We start from the raw sequence: 15,812 nt of genomic DNA, 5'->3' as shown, positions 1-15,812 counted from the left end.
GCCGCCAGACGAAAAAAAGGCCGCCATCGCTGGCGGCCCCAAGGCTGAACCCACTTGTTATTATTTTGACTTGCGGCGGCGCGCGATGGCGCCCACCAGTGCCAGGCCGCCCAACATCATGGCGTAGGTTTCCGGCTCCGGCACCGGCGCGACGGTGCTGTTGGTGAATTCGACGCGCAGGCCGGTCGGGTTGCCGCTGTTTTGCGCCCAGTTGGTGACCACGAAGTCCAGTTTGTTGACGCCGTCGACGAAGCCGCCGTTCGAGGCGAAGTCGCTCCAGCCCATGAAGCCGCTGGCGCTGGAAATCTGCTGGTTATTGAGCAGCACCACTACCGAATTGTCGGCGGCCATGCGGGCGCTGAAGCCGGCGCTACCAGCCTTGTAGCCGCTCAGGTCGAACGACAGCGAGTAGGTGTAGGTGCCGGCGCTCCAGGCGTCGAAACTTTGCGCCTGGTTGCTGGTCGGCGTGATCCACTTGGAGGTGCTGTCGTTGGCCATCCAAGGGCTGATCGGCCATTGGTTGTCGTAGGTGATGACCGGGACGGTGTTGGCGATCGCGGTGTCGCTGCTGGCCGCGCTCAAGGTGTAGTGCGCGTCGGCCGTGCCGTTGGCGCCAATGCCGGTGTTGAACAGACCGTTGATGTTGGCCGCCTGGGCGGTCGAGAATGCGCTGATGGCGAGTACTGCGAAGATGATGGTGCGTTTCATTTATGCCTCTAAATAGTGGATGGTTGGGTGGTAACGTGGGGCATCGATGGGGATGCCAAGCTGTTCACGCTGCGACTCGAACCGTTTTTTAGGGCTTCGATGAAATTGTGCTTTCGAGAATTATACCCAGCTTTTAACGAAAATGCTCACAGGCTATTAAATTTTCCTTATTGCATGTGAGCATCTGACAACAACTGCGCGGTGATCAGCTATTGAAACCCTTGCCCTCGCCGGCCAGCCGAACCAGCAGCGGCGCCGGCTGCCACGCCTCGCCGCGGCGCCCTTGCGCATACTTGTCGATGGCCGCCAGCACGTTTGGCAGTCCCACGGTATCGGCGTAGAACATCGGCCCGCCACGGAACAGCGGGAAGCCGTAGCCGGTCAGATACACCATGTCGATGTCGGACGCGCGCAGGGCGATACCCTCCTCCAGGATATTCGCCGCCTCGTTGACCAGCGCATACACCAGCCGCTCGACGATTTCCTGGTCGCCGATCTTGCGCCGGGTGATGCCCAGCTCGGCCGAGTGGGCGACGATCATCGCGTCGACCTCGGCGTTCGGGTAGGCCTTGCGGTCGCCCGGCTTGTAGTCATACCAGCCGCCGCCGGTCTTCTGGCCGTAACGGCCCATCTCGCACAGCAGGTCGGCGGTCTTCGAGTAGCTGATCTCCGGCTTTTCGACATAGCGGCGCTTGCGGATGGCCCAGCCGATATCGTTGCCGGCCAGGTCGGCCATGCGGAACGGCCCCATCGCCCAGCCGAACTTCTCGGCGGCCTTGTCGACCTGCTCCGGCAAGGCCCCCTCCTCCAGCAGGAAGCCGGCCTGGCGGCTGTACTGCTCGATCATGCGGTTGCCGATGAAGCCGTCGCACACGCCGGAGACGACCCCGGTTTTCTTGAGCTTTTTCGACAGCGCCAGCGCCGTCGCCAGCACGTCCTTGCCGGTCTGCGCGCCGCGCACGATCTCCAGCAGCTTCATCACGTTGGCCGGGCTGAAAAAGTGGGTGCCGACGACGTCCTGCGGCCGTTTGGTGAAGCCGGCGATCTGGTCGACATCCAGGGTCGAGGTGTTGGTGGCCAGGATCGCGCCCGGCTTCATGACGTCGTCGAGCCGGCGGAACACCGCCTCCTTGACGCCCATCTCCTCGAACACGGCTTCGACCACGATATCGGCCTCGGCGATGTCCTCGTAGGCCAGGGTGCCGCTGACCAGGGCCATGCGCTGGTCGAACTTCTCCTGCGTCAGCTTGCCCTTCTTCATCGTGCTTTCGTAATTCTTGCGGATGGTGGCCAGGCCCTTGTCCAGCGCCTCCTGTTTGGTCTCCAGCAGCTTGACGGGGATGCCGGCGTTGAGGAAGTTCATGGCGATGCCGCCGCCCATCATGCCGGCGCCGATCACGGCCGCCTGCTTGATCGCGCGCGTCGGGGTGTCGGCCGGCACGTCCGGCACCTTGCTGGCGACCCGCTCGGCGAAGAAGGCGTGACGCAGCGCCTTCGATTCGGTGGTGCCGATCAGGTGCATGAAGCGCTCGCGCTCGAACTTCATGCCGACGTCGAACTTCATCGTCACCGAAGCGGCCACCGTCTCCACGCACTCGAGCGGCGCCGGGAACGGGCCGGCCATGGCCTTGACCGTGTTGCGCGAGAACTGCAGGAATGCTTCGTGGTTCGGGTAGTCGACCTTGCGCTCGCGCACCTTCGGCAGCGGACGCGCGTCGGCGATCTTCTCGGCGAAGGCGATCGCCGAGGCCAGCAGGTCGGCGTCGGCCGCGAACACCTCGTCGAACAGCGCGGTGCCGGCCAGCTTTTCGGACGCCACCGGCGTGCCCGAGACGATCATGTTGAGCGCCATCTCCAGGCCCAGCACGCGCGGCAGGCGCTGCGTGCCGCCGGCGCCCGGCAGCAGGCCGAGCTTGACCTCCGGCAGCGCGATCTGCGCGTCCGGCATGGCGACCCGGTAATGGCAGCCGAGCGACAGCTCCAGGCCGCCGCCCATGCACACCGTGTGGATGGCGGCCACCACCGGCTTGGTCGCGCCTTCGGCGGTGGCGATCAGGGTGTGCAGGCTGGGCTCGGCGAGCGCCTTGGGCGAATTGAATTCCTTGATGTCGGCGCCGCCCGAGAACGCCTTGCCGGCGCCGGTGATGACGATCGCCTTGACCGCGTAATCCGCCAGCGCTTGCTGGATGCCCTTGACGGCGGCGGTGCGGGTGGCCAGGCCCAGGCCGTTGACCGGCGGATTGTTGAGGGTGACAACGGCGACGGCGCCGTGGACGTGATATTCAGCGGTCATGTCTCTTCCTTATTGTTGTGTGAAACGGAACGAACCAACTATACCGCAAAAAAGAACGATCGTACCGGAATTTCGCTTCGACGGGCGCCCGCTTTTGAATGCGGCGGCCACGCTTTTAAACGCGGAGAAACCGTCGTCCCGAGTGGAAAATATGTGACACGGCGCGACGCAAACTTAAGGCTCAGCTTGTCTTCCAACTTGAATAGGACAAATAATATAAAGCCGCGCCGCCGATGCCATCAGCGCACAACATTATCTACCCATTATTATTACCTTATATATAGGATTTCTATGGATGCGCATACACAGGCGATTCAATCGGGCGATCAGGATTTGGCGGCGATTAATACCGCGCTGAACCGGGTGCAGGCGTTGATCGAATTCGATCTCGAAGGCATTATCCTGCATGCCAACGAGAATTTCCTGGCCACCGTCGGCTACACGCTGGCCGAAGTCCAGGGCCGCCACCACGCGATGTTCTGCGACCCCGACTACGTCAAAACGGCCGAGTACAAGGACTTCTGGGCGCGCCTCGGACGCGGCGAATACGACCGCGGCGACTACAAGCGCATGGGCAAAGGCGGGCGCGAAGTGTGGATCAACGCGTCCTACAACCCGATCATCGACGCCCACGGCAAGGCCTACAAGATCATCAAGTTCGCCACCGTCATCACCGACAGCAAGATCAAGAACGCCGAGTACGAGAGCAAGGTCGCCGCCATGTCCAAGGCGCAGGCGGTGATCGAATTCGACATGACCGGCCACGTGCTGTGCGCCAACGACAACTTCCTCAGCACGATGGGCTACACCATCGACGATATTCGCGGCGAGCATCACCGCATGTTCTGCGAACCGGAATATGCGACGGGGTCGGACTATAAACGTTTCTGGCAAAAACTCAATCGCGGCGAATTCGATGCGGGCCGTTATAAACGGATCGGCAATAATGGCAAAACAGTATGGATACAGGCTACTTATAATCCCATTCTCGATTTGAATGGCAAGCCCTATAAGGTGGTGAAGTTCGCCAGCGATATTACCGCGCAGGTGGACCTGGAGAATTCGGTCGCCGCGCAGGCGGCCTCCGACGGCGCCAAGATCAAGCGCCTGCTCGCGTCGGTCGAGCGCGCCGCCTCAGGCGACCTGACCAGCACCATCGCGGTCGAGGGCGACGAGCCGCTCGACCATCTGGCCGAAGGCATCAGCAAGATGATCGCCGACCTGCGCAAGGTCATCGGCGAGGTGGTGGCCTCGGCCAACGGCTTCGCCGACGCCTCGACCACCATCGCCGACCGTTCCGGCAGCGTGGCCAACGGCACCCAGGCGCTGGGCGCCACCGTCGAGGAGATGAACGCCTCGATCGATGGCCTGACCAATTCGATCGACATCATCGCCGGCAACACCTCCAACGCCGACACCTTGGCCAAGGACACCCAGCGCGAGGCCGAGGCCGGCGCCAAGGCGGTGGCCAAGTCGATCGAGGCGATGGACCTGATCAACCGCTCGTCGGAGGACATCGGCGAGATCGTCAAGGTTATCAGCGAGATCGCCAACCAGACCAATATGCTGGCCTTCAACGCCGCCATCGAGGCCGCCCGCGCCGGCGAGCACGGCCTGGGCTTCTCGGTGGTGGCCGACGAGGTGCGCAAGCTGGCCGAGCGCTCCTCGCAGGCGACCAAGGAAATCTCCAAGCTGATCAACGAATCGGTCAAGCGCGTCTCGGCCGGCAGCGAGATCTCGCGCCAGGCCAGCGACGCCTTCGACAAGATTGTCGCCGGCGTGGCCAAGACGACCATGGCCATCTCGGACATCTCCAAGGCCACCAACGAGCAGCTGCTCACGGCGCGCGAGGTGAGCACGGCGGTGCAATACATCGCCGAGGAGGCCGAGAAGACCGCCGCCGCCTGCGACAGCATCGCCCGCTCGACCGAGGGCTTGAACGAGCGCGCGGGCGACCTGAACAAAACCGTTTCCGGCTTCGTGGTCTAAGGCGCGCCCGTGGACAACAGCGCGGGCATCCAACCGGCGACCTTGTCGGCGCTGATCGCGCTGGTGCGCGAGCACACCGGCATCGCCATGAGCGACCGCAAAAGCGTGCTGCTGGAGCGGCGCCTGCGGCCGCGGATGCTGGCGCTCGACATCGGCAGCTACCAGGCGTACGTTCAAAAGGTACGCGACGACCACGCCGAGGTGCCGCACTTCATCGACCTGGTCACCACCAACGACACGCTGTTTTTCCGCACGCAGCACGTGTGGGACTACGTTGAAAGCGAATTCCTGCCGCGCTGGTGGCGCGAGCATCCGGGCCAGACGCTGACGGTGTGGTCGGCGGCGGCCAGCAGCGGCGAGGAGCTGTACTCGATCGCCATGCTGTGCGACCAGTTCGCGGCGCTGGCGCCGGGCTTCCGCTACCGGATACTGGGCACCGACATCTCGCGCCAGATCCTGGCGCAGGCACGCGCCGGCGACTACGCGGGGCGCTCGGTGGAGCGCCTGCTGGCCTCGCACCCGGATTGGGTCGCTAAATATTTCACGGCGCGCGCCGATGGCCTGCAAGTGGTCGACGTGCTCAAACGGCATGTCACGCTGGCCCAGCACAATCTGCTCAAGCCGCTGCGGCCGCCGTCGCCGTTCACAAACCAGAAGTTCGACCTCGTGTTCCTGCGTAACGTCCTGTTCTATTTCGACCAGGAACACCAACAGGCCGTGCTCCAGCAAGTCCGCCACAGTATGGCGCCCCAAGCCAGGTTGATCCTGGGCGAATCCGAATCGATGACAGGCCTCGATACCGCCTGGCAGTTCGAGCGGCCGTTGATTTATACGCTGGGTAGCCAACCATGATCTCACTCCATTCCACCCTCGGCGGCGCCGCCGTCCTTCCAGCCTTGACCTGGGACGCTCCGGAAGACGCGGCCGGCCGCATCGCCGGTCCGTTCCGCCACGTTGGCATCGGCGAACTGAAAATCGGCGGCCGCACCGACCAACTCAAGGTGCTGCTGGGTTCCTGCGTCGGCATCGCCTTCCTGTGGAAAAAACGTGGCCGCTGCGGCCTGGCCCATTGCCTGCTGGCCGAGGCGGCCATGCCGCAAACGGAACCGGGCGCGCGCTACGTCAGCCATGCGGTGCCATCGCTGCTGCGCCTGATGGGCGCCACCACGGCCGACTACGCCGACATCGTGGTGGTGGTGGCCGGCGGCGGCATGATGCTCGACGCCTGCTCGTCGCGCTTCCAGATCGGCCAGCAAAACGCCGACGCCGCCCGCAAATACCTCAAGCTGTACGGCCTGAACGTGCTGGACTGCCGCGTCGGCGGCAAGACCGGCCGCACCCTGGCCGTCGATTGCGCCACGTGCAGTTACCAGATCGAAGACATCGCCCCCCAGTCCCGGGAACGCCACCATGCACATGCTTGAACAAAAAACGCCGGCCGCCGCCGGGCCGACCGAACTGTTCGGCTCCTTCGTGCTCGGCCCCGACGAATTCGCCCTGCCCGCGCTGTGCATCCGCGAAGTGGTCAATTTCCCTGACAAGATGACCGCGCTGCCGCTGTCGCCGCCGTTTTTGGAAGGCATGTTCACGTTGCGCGGCAGCGTGATCCCGGTGGTCAACCTGGGCCGCGTGTTCAACCCTACCGCGCCGGCCGCCGAGCCGACGCACAAGATCGCCATCCTCGATTACGACGGCGTGCTGGTCGGCCTGCTGTTCCACGCCACCGGCGAAATCCTGCGCGTGCGCCCGGAGCAGCGCAGCACGCTGAGCTACGCGTCCGGCGAAAGCCACGGCGTGGTGGCCGGCACCATCCTGCTCGAGGACGGCGCCCGGCTGCTGCAAGTGCTCGACCCGGCCGCGCTGGCGCGCATCGAAAATGTGCCGCAGGTGCTGGCGCTGCAAGGCGCGGGCCGCCAGGCGGCGCGCCGGCACCAGGGCGAGCGGCGCCAATGCGTCAGCTTCCGCGTCGGCAGCTCGTCGTTCGCGCTGGAGATGGGCGCGATCCAGGAAATCATCCGCGTGCCCGAGATCCAGGCCTCGGTGCTCAACAGCGCGCTGTGCCTGGGCCGCATCAACTTCCGTGGCAGCCCGGTGGCGGTGGTGTGCTTCCACACCTTGCTGACGCCTGGCGCCACCTCCTCGCCGCCGGCCGAGCGCGTGGTCCACCCGGACCAGCGGGTGGTGATCGCCCGCATCGACGACGCCACCATCGGCTTCCTGGTCGACTCGGTCGACAACATCGTCAACTTCTTCAGCGAGGAGATCATGCCGATCCCGATGCTCGGCAAGGCGCGCGCCGGCATGTTCGGCGGCTGCATCTCCAAGCCGGAGCTGGGCGACATCATCCTGCTGGACCATCGCCAGATCCTGTCGAGCGCCGAGATCGTGGCGATGCGCACCGGCCACGCCAACCTGTATCCGAAGGACGAGTCGGGTGCCGCAGCGAAGGAAGACGGCCGCGCGCGCCGCAACCAGCGCCAGGTCTACATCACTTTCGCGCTGGAGAACACTTATGCGGTCGAGATCAAGCAGGTGCGCGAGATCATCGACTATTCCGACGCCGTCACCCACGCGCCCGGCATGCCGCCGTTCATGCGCGGCATGCTCAACCTGCGCCAGCAGATGATCAGCGTGATCGACCTGCGCAGCCTGTACCAGATGGCGCCTGCCCCGCAGACCGGACAGGCCAAGATCCTGGTCATCGAGCGCGGTCGGGACCGCTATGGGCTGCTCGTCGACGCGGTCGAAAACATCATGACCGTCAACGACAACCGCCGCTTCACCGCGCCGAAGATGATGCGCAACAGCAGCGTCAACGACGGCCCGCGCGGCGAGATGGAGGAAGTGATCGACATCGAAGGCGAAGGCGACAGCCACAAGACGCTCAGCGTGTTCGAATGCGACCGCCTGCTACAGCGTCTGGCCCGCGAAATGCCCGCACTGGCGGCTTGATACGGCCTCGGGTACAGTGGCGGGGTGCCGGCGGCCGCCGGTTTTTTATCGAGGTTCATCATGTCCGCCGTTACTTCCCTTCGCGCCTTTGCGCTGCTCCCGCTCGGGCTGGTTGCCGCCAGCGCCTTCGCCCTCTCCCTGTCCGACCTCACCAACAAGGACGCCACCGGCGGCTTGAAGGCGGCGCTGGAGCAAGGCTCTAGCCTGGCGGTAGCGAAGCTGGGCGCCGAAAACGGTTTTTTGAATAATGAGAAGGTGCGTATCAAGCTGCCGAAGATCCTGGAACAAGCGCGTCCGTTGCTGCAAATGACCGGCAAGGCTCAAAAACTCGACGACCTGGTGGTACAGATGAACCATGCCGCCGAAGCGGCCGTGCCGATGGCCAAGCCGTTGTTGATGGATGCGGTCAAGTCGATGAGCGTGACCGATGCCAAGAATATCCTGACCGGCGGCGAGACGTCGGTGACCGATTTCTTCCGCGAGAAAACGTCGGCCAAGCTGGCGGTGCAGTTCCTGCCGATCGTCAAAAAGGTCACTGACCGCTCAAAGCTGTCGACCCAATACAATTCCACGATGGCGATGGCGCCGACGATGGGGCTGGTGTCGGAAGACCAGCGGACGGTCGAGGGCTATGTCACCAAGCGCGCGCTGGATGGGCTGTACACGATGATCGGCGAGGAGGAGAAAGCCATCCGTGCCGATCCGCTGGGCGCTGGTAGCAAGTTGATTGGCAAGGTGTTTGGGGCGATTAAGTAATGCTGACAAGCGCAGCCCTGCTCTCGTACAACGTGCATGATTGCGCCCAGTCTGCCATATTTAAGTGCACGGACCCCGGTCTCTTTTTTCGTGACTCAGTCTATTTCGGTCTAAATCGCGCGTTTGCGGTCTAATTGAGTCCAAAAGAGGCAGTGGCGCCCGCTCGATTAGACTGGAATCGCCTTTGCGATCGTTGCCCTGAAAACGCAGCCAAACGTGTATGCTGGAGGTTTCAGCTGTCGCTTGTTTTCAAGTTAGGAACCGTGGTGCAGATCTCATGTAAATGTCAGCGTCCACCATTTTATTTTACGGATTACGATACCGTCGAGATTGGTGAGGATGCACGCGGCGCAGAGGTCTCTCTGTCGACATGCAAACGGTGCGGTGCTGTGTGGCTGACGTATCTGATTGAAGAGCCACAGTACAGCCGCTCCGGACGCTGGTGGCGCGTTCAGGTTGTCCCTGAGAGCATGGCTGAAGTTTCTGTTGCCAGCGCGCGAGCGTATATCGAGCGCCAGCCTCATGGATTCGCTGGCGGTAGTTTCTTTAATTCATCAGGCCACGCAATCGTGGGTCCTATTCATGTCGCGTAGCGATGACCTCAGCCTCGGTTTATGGAACTACATATTATTTACACTGAATCTGCGATGCTGGTTTCCAAGGAACGTTTCAGTTCATGGCGTGAGATACAGTACCGCTACGCCGGCTTCAAGACCTCGCTCGGTCCTTGGGAGGATGAGGCGGTAATCGCGTATCTGTCGGACGAGTACGCGGACTTGATGCCTGCTGCTTCCATCCAAGTCAATGTCTTATTGGGTTCTGAAGCAGCAGCTTGCGTACTCACTTTCCAATGAGCCCAATTTTTACGACAATTTATTCAATCAGGCAGCGCTGACAACGGCTGATATCATATGAGCCACTTACAAAATCTTTTACTTCAGGCGAAAGAAGGACTGCAGCCTTGGGAGCGCATTCCTGATGCGAAACTCCCGATCATCGTGGCGCAGTGCGGCGTTGCCGAGTTGGCCGAGATTCGTGCGCGCATCGACGGTCTGAGAGAAGAGCTGGCGACTATCGAAGAGTGGGATGGGGACACGCAAGACGACATCCACCTGGCGATTAGTTTTTTCAGCAAGTTAGCTGACCTGGTTGAGAATGCCTTATGAAATACGTGTCACTAATTCAAAATGGCCGCGTGCATACGTCTGGTGAACAGGTCTCCCGGTTGGAGTTCACCAACGATGTCGAACTCGCATCGATGGTGGCGCGACTCATTGATGACGGCTTCGCCTTCGTTGATGAACCGGCTGGCTGGCCCCCGGCTGAACTGCTGCGAGAGCTCAATGAGAAAGGTATTCTCAATCGGTCTTTCAAAGCAGTTACCTGGACGCGCCCGGGGATGTTTCGTATCGAAGAAGTAGCGGCGCCTGTTGTAAAGAAGTACCGCATCGATTGAAGTGGCCGCGTGCAGTCGCGGATATGGTCGGTTGAAAATTTGTGTCCTGGCATAGGGTTTCTAAACTGTCGGCAATTGGTAGTCCCGATACTGCTCGCGTAGTTTATTTTTCTGGATCTTTCCAGTGCCGCCGACCGGCAAGGCCTCAGCGAAGATCACGTCATCCGGCAACCACCACTTGGCAACCTTGCCGGTGAAATGCGCGAGCAGTTCTTCGCGGCTGACGTGCTTGTCCGGCTTCAGCACCACCACCAACAACGGCCGCTCGTCCCACTTCGGATGCGCCACGCCGATGCACGCCGCCTGCATCACCGCCGGATGCGCCATGGCGACGTTTTCCAGGTCGATGGTGCCGATCCATTCGCCGCCGGACTTGATCACGTCCTTGCTGCGGTCGGTGATCTGCATGAAGCCGTCCGCGTCGATGGTGGCGACGTCGCCGGTCGGGAACCATCCGTCCTCCAGCACATCGCCGCCCTCGTCCTTGAAGTAGCTCGCCAGCACCCACGGCCCTTTCACCAGCAAGTGACCGTAACTGACGCCATCCCACGGCAATTCCTTGCCATCGTCGTCGACGATCTTCATGTCGACACCAAAAATCGCATGCCCCTGCTTTTGCAGGATGGCGCGCTGCTGCTCCTTTGGCAGCTCGGTGTGCTTGCTGAGCAAGCCGCCGGTCGTGCCCAGCGGCGACATTTCCGTCATGCCCCAGCCGTGAATGACCTCGACGCCGAATTCGTCGATCAAGGTATTCATCATCGCCGGCGGACAGGCAGAGCCGCCGATCACCGTGCGGCGGAAGGTCGAAAACTTCAGCTTGTTCTGCAGCGCGTAGTTGATCAGCCCCAGCCAGACGGTCGGCACGCCCGCCGAGAACGTCACGCGCTCGCTCTCGAACAGCTCGTAGACCGATTTGCCGTCCAGCGCGGCGCCGGGGAACACCATCTTGGCGCCCGACAGCGGCACCGAGTACGGCAGCCCCCAAGCGTTGACGTGGAACATGGGCACGACCGGCATCACGACGTCGCGCGAGGAGACGTTGAGCGCGTTCGGCATGGCCGACGCATAGGCATGCAGCACCGTCGAGCGGTGCGAATACAGCGCGCCCTTGGGATTGCCGGTGGTGCCGGAGGTATAGCACAAGGTGGCGGCCGTGTTCTCGTCGAACTGCGGCCAGACGTAGTCGTCCGAGTGGGCGCTGATCAGGTCTTCGTAGCACAGCAGATTGGGGATCCTGGTTTCGGCCGGCATGCGGTCGGCGGCGCCCATCAGGATGAAGCCCTTGACCGTCTTGCAATGGGCAGCGATGGCCTCAACTAGTGGCAGGAAACAGAAATCGAACAGCAGATACTGGTCCTCGGCATGGTTGCAGATATAGGCCAGTTGCTCGGGATGCAGGCGTGGGTTGATCGTGTGCAAGACGGCGCCGGAACCGGACACGCCGTAGTACGCTTCCAGGTGACGGTAGCCGTTCCACGCCAAGGTAGCCACCCGCTCGCCCTGCCCTACGCCGAGTCCGTGCAGCGCGTTCGCCAGCCGCTTGGCGCGCTGGTGGCATTCGCGGAAGGTGTAGCGGTGCAGGTCGCCTTCCACCCGGCGCGAGACGATTTCGCTGCCACCGTAGTGCCGGGCGGCGAACTCGATAATGCTGGAGATCAGCAAGGGCTGGCTCATCATCTGGCCCATCAACGGCGCCGGTGTAGCCGCCGTATTCTCCGAACTCGGGAATTGCATGACACGCTCCGCAACATGGTTATTTATGCAAACAAGTGTGGAGGGGCGGAACAAGCACCGTCAACGGTTTTCGATGCTGCAATGCAGCACCTAAAGCCTGCGGTAAAATCACCAAATCATCGGCGGTAGCCCCGCCGAGCCTACTTGAATGGACACGACTATTACTGCTTCCAATTTGCCGCTGGACAATTCATTTGCGTCCTTGCCGCCCGCTTTTTATACGCGGCTCATGCCTACCCCGCTGCCCGCACCGTATCTGGTCGCCGTCAGCGAGCCGGCCGCCGCGCTGATCGGTCTGATGCCCGCGCAACTGGCCGATAACGTCGACATTTTGATCGGCAACGCCGTGCCGGAGCGCTCTCTGCCGCTGGCGGCCGTCTATTCCGGCCATCAGTTCGGCGTCTGGGCCGGCCAGCTCGGCGACGGGCGCGCCATCCTGTTCGGCGAAGTGGACACAGCCGACGGCCCGATGGAACTGCAGTGGAAAGGCGCCGGCATGACGCCCTATTCCCGCATGGGCGATGGCCGCGCCGTCTTGCGCTCGTCGATCCGCGAGTTCCTGTGCTCGGAAGCGATGCACGCGCTCGGCATTCCGACCTCGCGCGCGTTGTCGGTTGCCGGCTCGGACCAGGGCGTGATGCGCGAAACGGTCGAAACGTCGGCCGTCGTGGTGCGCATGGCGCCCAGCTTCGTGCGCTTCGGCTCCTTCGAGCACTGGTTCTACCGCAACAAGCCGGACGAGCTGAAAATCCTGGCCGACTACGTCATCGACCGGTCTTACCCGGAGCTGCGCGCCGAAGACAACCCGTACGTCGGCCTGCTGCGCGAAGTCAGCATCCGCACCGCCCACATGATCGCGCACTGGCAGGCGGTCGGCTTCATGCATGGCGTGATGAACACCGACAATATGTCGATCCTGGGCTTGACGATCGATTACGGCCCGTTCGGCTTCATGGAAGCCTTCGATCCCGGCCATATCTGCAACCACACCGATCAGCAGGGCCGCTACTCGTACAGCAACCAGCCGCAGGTCGGCCACTGGAACTGCTACGCGCTGGGCCAGGCGCTGCTGCCGCTGATCGGCGAGGTCGAGGCCGCACAGGCGGCGCTTGATGTGTATCAACCGGCATTCGCCGCCAAGCTGGACGAGCTGCTGCACGCCAAGCTGGGTCTGACCCAGCTGGAGCAGCATGCAGACGCCGACCGAGCGCTGTTCGACGCCATGTTCGCGCTTATGCAAGCCAACGGCGTCGATTTCACTCTCTTCTTCCGCGAACTGGGTGGCCTCAAGGCGGCCGACGCCAGCGGCGACGAACCACTGCGCGACCTGTTCATCGACCGCCCAGCCTTCGACGCTTGGGCCATCCAATACCGCGAGCGCCTGCACGCCGAGGCCAGCGACGATGCCCGACGTCAGCTTGCGATGAACAAAATCAACCCCAAATATGTGCTGCGTAACTATTTGGCCCAAGTGGCCATCGAGAAAGCGCAAAACAAGGACTTTTCCGAGGTGGAGCGCCTGCTGAAGGTCTTGCAGCGCCCCTACGACGAACAGCCCGAGCACGACCACTACGCCGCTTTGCCGCCGGACTGGGCAAGCCATCTCGAAGTCAGCTGTTCTTCTTAAGCGAGCCAATCCATGACCACAAAAGTAACCAAATCCGATGCCGAATGGCGCGACATGCTGGACCCGATGGAATACCAGGTGACGCGGCATGCCGCCACCGAGCGTGCATTTACCGGTAAATTCTGGGATCATCACGAGCACGGCATCTACACCTGCGTGTGCTGCGACACGCCGCTGTTCCGTTCCGACGCCAAGTTTGATTCCGGCTGCGGCTGGCCGAGCTATTTCGAAGCACTGGACCCGGCCAACGTGATCGAGAAAACCGACCGAACCCATGGTATGCTGCGCACCGAAATCATTTGCGCGGTATGCGATGCCCACCTGGGCCACGTGTTCCCGGACGGCCCGCCGCCGACCGGCCTGCGCTACTGCATCAATTCGGCCTCCTTGCGATTTGATCCACAAGACTAATAAACGCTATAAGACACCATGAAATTTCTGTTCGACTTTTTGCCGGTCCTGCTGTTTTTCGGCGCCTATAAGCTGTCCGGCGCCAATGCCGAGGCCTCGCAGCACTTCATCAACACTTATCTGAGCGGCATCATCTCCGGCGGTTCGGTCACCGCGGACCAGTCGCCGATCGTGCTGGCCACCCTGGTCGGCATCATCGGCACCATCGCCCAGATCGCCTATCTGAAGCTGCGCGGACAGAAAGTCGAATTCCTCATGTGGTTCTCGCTGGGCATGTTTGTGTTTTTCGGCGGCCTGACGATTTACTTGCACGATGAAGTATTCATCAAATGGAAACTGAGTATCGTCTATTGGTTCTTTGCCGTCGGTTTGCTGGTCAGCGAATTCGTCTTTAAAAAGAATCTGATGCGCAAATCGATGGGCGAAATCATCGAGCTGCCGGATGTGATCTGGTCGCGCCTCAATCTGGCGTGGATCGGTTTCTTCACCGCCATGGGCATCCTCAACTGGTATGTCGCCTTCGTTCTTTATAAGGGCGATACCAGCGCCTGGGTCAGCTTCAAGGCGTTTGGATCGACCGCCATCATGTTTGTGTTTATCGTTGCGCAGACAATTTATTTGTCGCGCCATATGAAGGATCCGACATGAGCGATACCCGCATGGACCGCATGCGCGGCCGCTTCCAGGCTGCTTTGTCGCCGGTGGAATTGGTGCTGGAAGACGATTCCGCAATGCACGCCGGCCACGCCGGCGCGGCCTCCGGAGGTGGTCACTACAATGTCAGAATCGTTTCGTTACAATTCGAGGGCCTGAAACTCGTCACAAGACATCGACTCGTGTATGATTCCGTGCACGATATGATGCATAGTGAAATACATGCATTGGCCATTACCGCATTGGCTCCGTCCGAAGTATGATGTAGCGCCCGGTGAGGAGCGGTCCTATCGGTTTCAAGAATAACTGAACACAAAGACAGATAGCTGACCGAACTCCTTCCAGGCAATTTCGCTAAAACTTTCCCCTTACAGGAATTAATAATGACTTTCAAGCCAGCCAGTTTGCTGATCGCACTTCTCGTTGTCGCCGTGCCTGCATTCGCACAGAACGTTGCCGTTGTTAATGGCAAAGCCATCCCAACCTCGCGCGTCGAAGCGGTCGTCAAGCAAGTCGTCGCCCAGGGCCAGCAGCCGGACTCGCCGCAACTGCGCGAACTGATCAAGAAAGACTTGATCGGCCGTGAAGTGATGATGCAGGAAGCGGAAAAACAAGGCTTCGGCAAGGATGCGGCTGTCAAGGCGCAGATCGACAACGCCCGCCAGGCCATCATCATCAACGCGATGATCGCCGACTACATCAAGAAGAACCCGATCGCCGACGCCGACGTCAAGGCCGAGTACGACCGCTTCACGAAACAGGCCGGCGACAAGGAATACCACGTGCGTCACATCCTGACCACGACCGAAGCCGAAGCCAACGACGTGATCGCCAAGCTCAAGGCCGGCGCCAAGTTCGAAGATCTGGCCAAGACGTCGAAAGACACCGGTTCGGCTGCCAACGGCGGCGATCTGGACTGGGCCTCGCCTTCGTCCTTCCCACCAGCGTTCTCGGCCGCCTTCGTGGCCCTGCAAAAAGGTGGCGTGACCGAGAAGCCGGTGCAGACCCCGAACGGTTTCCACGTCATCAAGGTCGACGACATCCGTCCGGCCAAGCTGCCGACCCTGGAAGAAGTCAAGCCGCAGATCTCCGAAGCGCTGGCGCAGAAGAAGCTGCAGGCGTATCAGGAAGAACTGGTCAAGAAAGCAAAAGTGCAGTAATGTTATAGATAGCGGCGCCCTGCGGGGCGCCGTTTTTGATTCTGCGTTGGTACAATGCACCGCCGAGTGCGA

16 protein-coding genes and 1 pseudogene are annotated in these 15,812 nt (G+C 61.6%); 14 read left to right on the top strand and 3 right to left on the bottom strand.

All coding sequences use genetic code 11. From position 1 onward, the window contains the following. Nucleotides 1–60: 60 nt before the first annotated feature. Both AC0IYS_RS15180 and AC0IYS_RS15175 read right to left on the bottom strand, forming a co-directional pair. A complete protein-coding gene (locus AC0IYS_RS15180; RefSeq protein ID WP_471705921.1) occupies nucleotides 61–708 on the bottom strand; it encodes a PEPxxWA-CTERM sorting domain-containing protein in 648 nt (215 codons plus the stop codon). Between the two features lie 205 nt (nucleotides 709–913). Next, nucleotides 914–3,001 carry a 3-hydroxyacyl-CoA dehydrogenase NAD-binding domain-containing protein gene (locus AC0IYS_RS15175; RefSeq protein ID WP_471705920.1) on the bottom strand — a complete coding sequence of 696 codons (2,088 nt, stop codon included), beginning with the start codon at nucleotides 2,999–3,001 and terminating at the stop codon, nucleotides 914–916. A 291-nt stretch (nucleotides 3,002–3,292) separates the two neighbouring features. Here AC0IYS_RS15175 and AC0IYS_RS15170 point away from each other — a divergent pair, with 291 nt between their 5' ends. The 9 genes and pseudogenes from AC0IYS_RS15170 (at nucleotide 3,293) to AC0IYS_RS15130 (ending at nucleotide 10,154) form a co-directional block, all read left to right on the top strand. Further along, nucleotides 3,293–4,990, top strand: a complete 1,698-nt coding sequence (locus tag AC0IYS_RS15170) for a methyl-accepting chemotaxis protein (protein ID WP_471705919.1) — start codon at nucleotides 3,293–3,295, stop codon at nucleotides 4,988–4,990. 9 nt (nucleotides 4,991–4,999) lie between these two features. Beyond that, entirely contained in the window at nucleotides 5,000–5,842 is an 843-nt protein-coding gene (locus AC0IYS_RS15165) for a CheR family methyltransferase (RefSeq protein WP_471705918.1), read from the top strand. Further along, entirely contained in the window at nucleotides 5,839–6,414 is a 576-nt protein-coding gene (locus tag AC0IYS_RS15160) for a chemotaxis protein CheD (protein WP_471705917.1), read from the top strand. The genes AC0IYS_RS15165 and AC0IYS_RS15160 overlap by 4 nt, the downstream gene beginning before the upstream one ends. Next, nucleotides 6,401–7,357: pseudogene (locus tag AC0IYS_RS15155) on the top strand (chemotaxis protein CheW); the annotation flags it as partial. The gene AC0IYS_RS15160 and the pseudogene AC0IYS_RS15155, both read left to right, overlap by 14 nt. A gap of 45 nt (nucleotides 7,358–7,402) precedes the next feature. Further along, on the top strand, nucleotides 7,403–7,942 hold the full coding sequence (locus AC0IYS_RS15150; protein ID WP_471708878.1) for a chemotaxis protein CheW: 540 nt from the start codon (nucleotides 7,403–7,405) through the stop codon (nucleotides 7,940–7,942). A gap of 60 nt (nucleotides 7,943–8,002) precedes the next feature. Continuing rightward, entirely contained in the window at nucleotides 8,003–8,698 is a 696-nt protein-coding gene (locus tag AC0IYS_RS15145; RefSeq protein WP_471705916.1) for a DUF4197 domain-containing protein, read from the top strand. 614 nt (nucleotides 8,699–9,312) lie between these two features. Continuing rightward, entirely contained in the window at nucleotides 9,313–9,552 is a 240-nt protein-coding gene (locus tag AC0IYS_RS15140) for a hypothetical protein (protein WP_471705915.1), read from the top strand. A gap of 57 nt (nucleotides 9,553–9,609) precedes the next feature. Beyond that, nucleotides 9,610–9,864, top strand: coding sequence for a hypothetical protein (locus tag AC0IYS_RS15135; protein WP_471705914.1), 255 nt, complete (start codon nucleotides 9,610–9,612; stop codon nucleotides 9,862–9,864). After that, complete coding sequence (locus AC0IYS_RS15130; RefSeq protein ID WP_471705913.1) at nucleotides 9,861–10,154, top strand: hypothetical protein; 294 nt, start codon at nucleotides 9,861–9,863, stop codon at nucleotides 10,152–10,154. The genes AC0IYS_RS15135 and AC0IYS_RS15130 overlap by 4 nt, the downstream gene beginning before the upstream one ends. A 60-nt stretch (nucleotides 10,155–10,214) precedes the next feature. Here AC0IYS_RS15130 and AC0IYS_RS15125 read toward each other — a convergent pair whose 3' ends face one another. Continuing rightward, nucleotides 10,215–11,888 carry a 3-(methylthio)propionyl-CoA ligase gene (locus AC0IYS_RS15125; protein ID WP_471705911.1) on the bottom strand — a complete coding sequence of 558 codons (1,674 nt, stop codon included), beginning with the start codon at nucleotides 11,886–11,888 and terminating at the stop codon, nucleotides 10,215–10,217. A gap of 148 nt (nucleotides 11,889–12,036) precedes the next feature. On the opposite strand from AC0IYS_RS15125, the gene AC0IYS_RS15120 reads away from it, so the two are divergent. The 5 genes from AC0IYS_RS15120 (at nucleotide 12,037) to AC0IYS_RS15100 (ending at nucleotide 15,740) form a co-directional block, all read left to right on the top strand. Continuing rightward, entirely contained in the window at nucleotides 12,037–13,515 is a 1,479-nt protein-coding gene (locus AC0IYS_RS15120) for a protein adenylyltransferase SelO (protein ID WP_471705910.1), read from the top strand. 12 nt (nucleotides 13,516–13,527) lie between these two features. Continuing rightward, entirely contained in the window at nucleotides 13,528–13,926 is a 399-nt protein-coding gene (msrB, locus tag AC0IYS_RS15115) for a peptide-methionine (R)-S-oxide reductase MsrB (protein ID WP_315219039.1), read from the top strand. Nucleotides 13,927–13,944: 18 nt separating this feature from the next. Further along, nucleotides 13,945–14,574 carry a septation protein A gene (locus AC0IYS_RS15110; protein ID WP_471705909.1) on the top strand — a complete coding sequence of 210 codons (630 nt, stop codon included), beginning with the start codon at nucleotides 13,945–13,947 and terminating at the stop codon, nucleotides 14,572–14,574. After that, a complete protein-coding gene (locus AC0IYS_RS15105; protein ID WP_315219041.1) occupies nucleotides 14,571–14,843 on the top strand; it encodes a BolA family protein in 273 nt (90 codons plus the stop codon). Before AC0IYS_RS15110 ends, AC0IYS_RS15105 begins: the two co-directional genes overlap by 4 nt. Before the next feature lie 120 nt (nucleotides 14,844–14,963). After that, complete coding sequence (locus AC0IYS_RS15100; protein ID WP_471705908.1) at nucleotides 14,964–15,740, top strand: peptidylprolyl isomerase; 777 nt, start codon at nucleotides 14,964–14,966, stop codon at nucleotides 15,738–15,740. Nucleotides 15,741–15,812: the final 72 nt, after the last annotated feature.

The organism is Duganella sp. AC237 (assembly GCF_979254035.1).
Note: the sequence above shows the minus strand (reverse complement) of the source record. Positions and strands in the feature narration are given on the sequence as shown.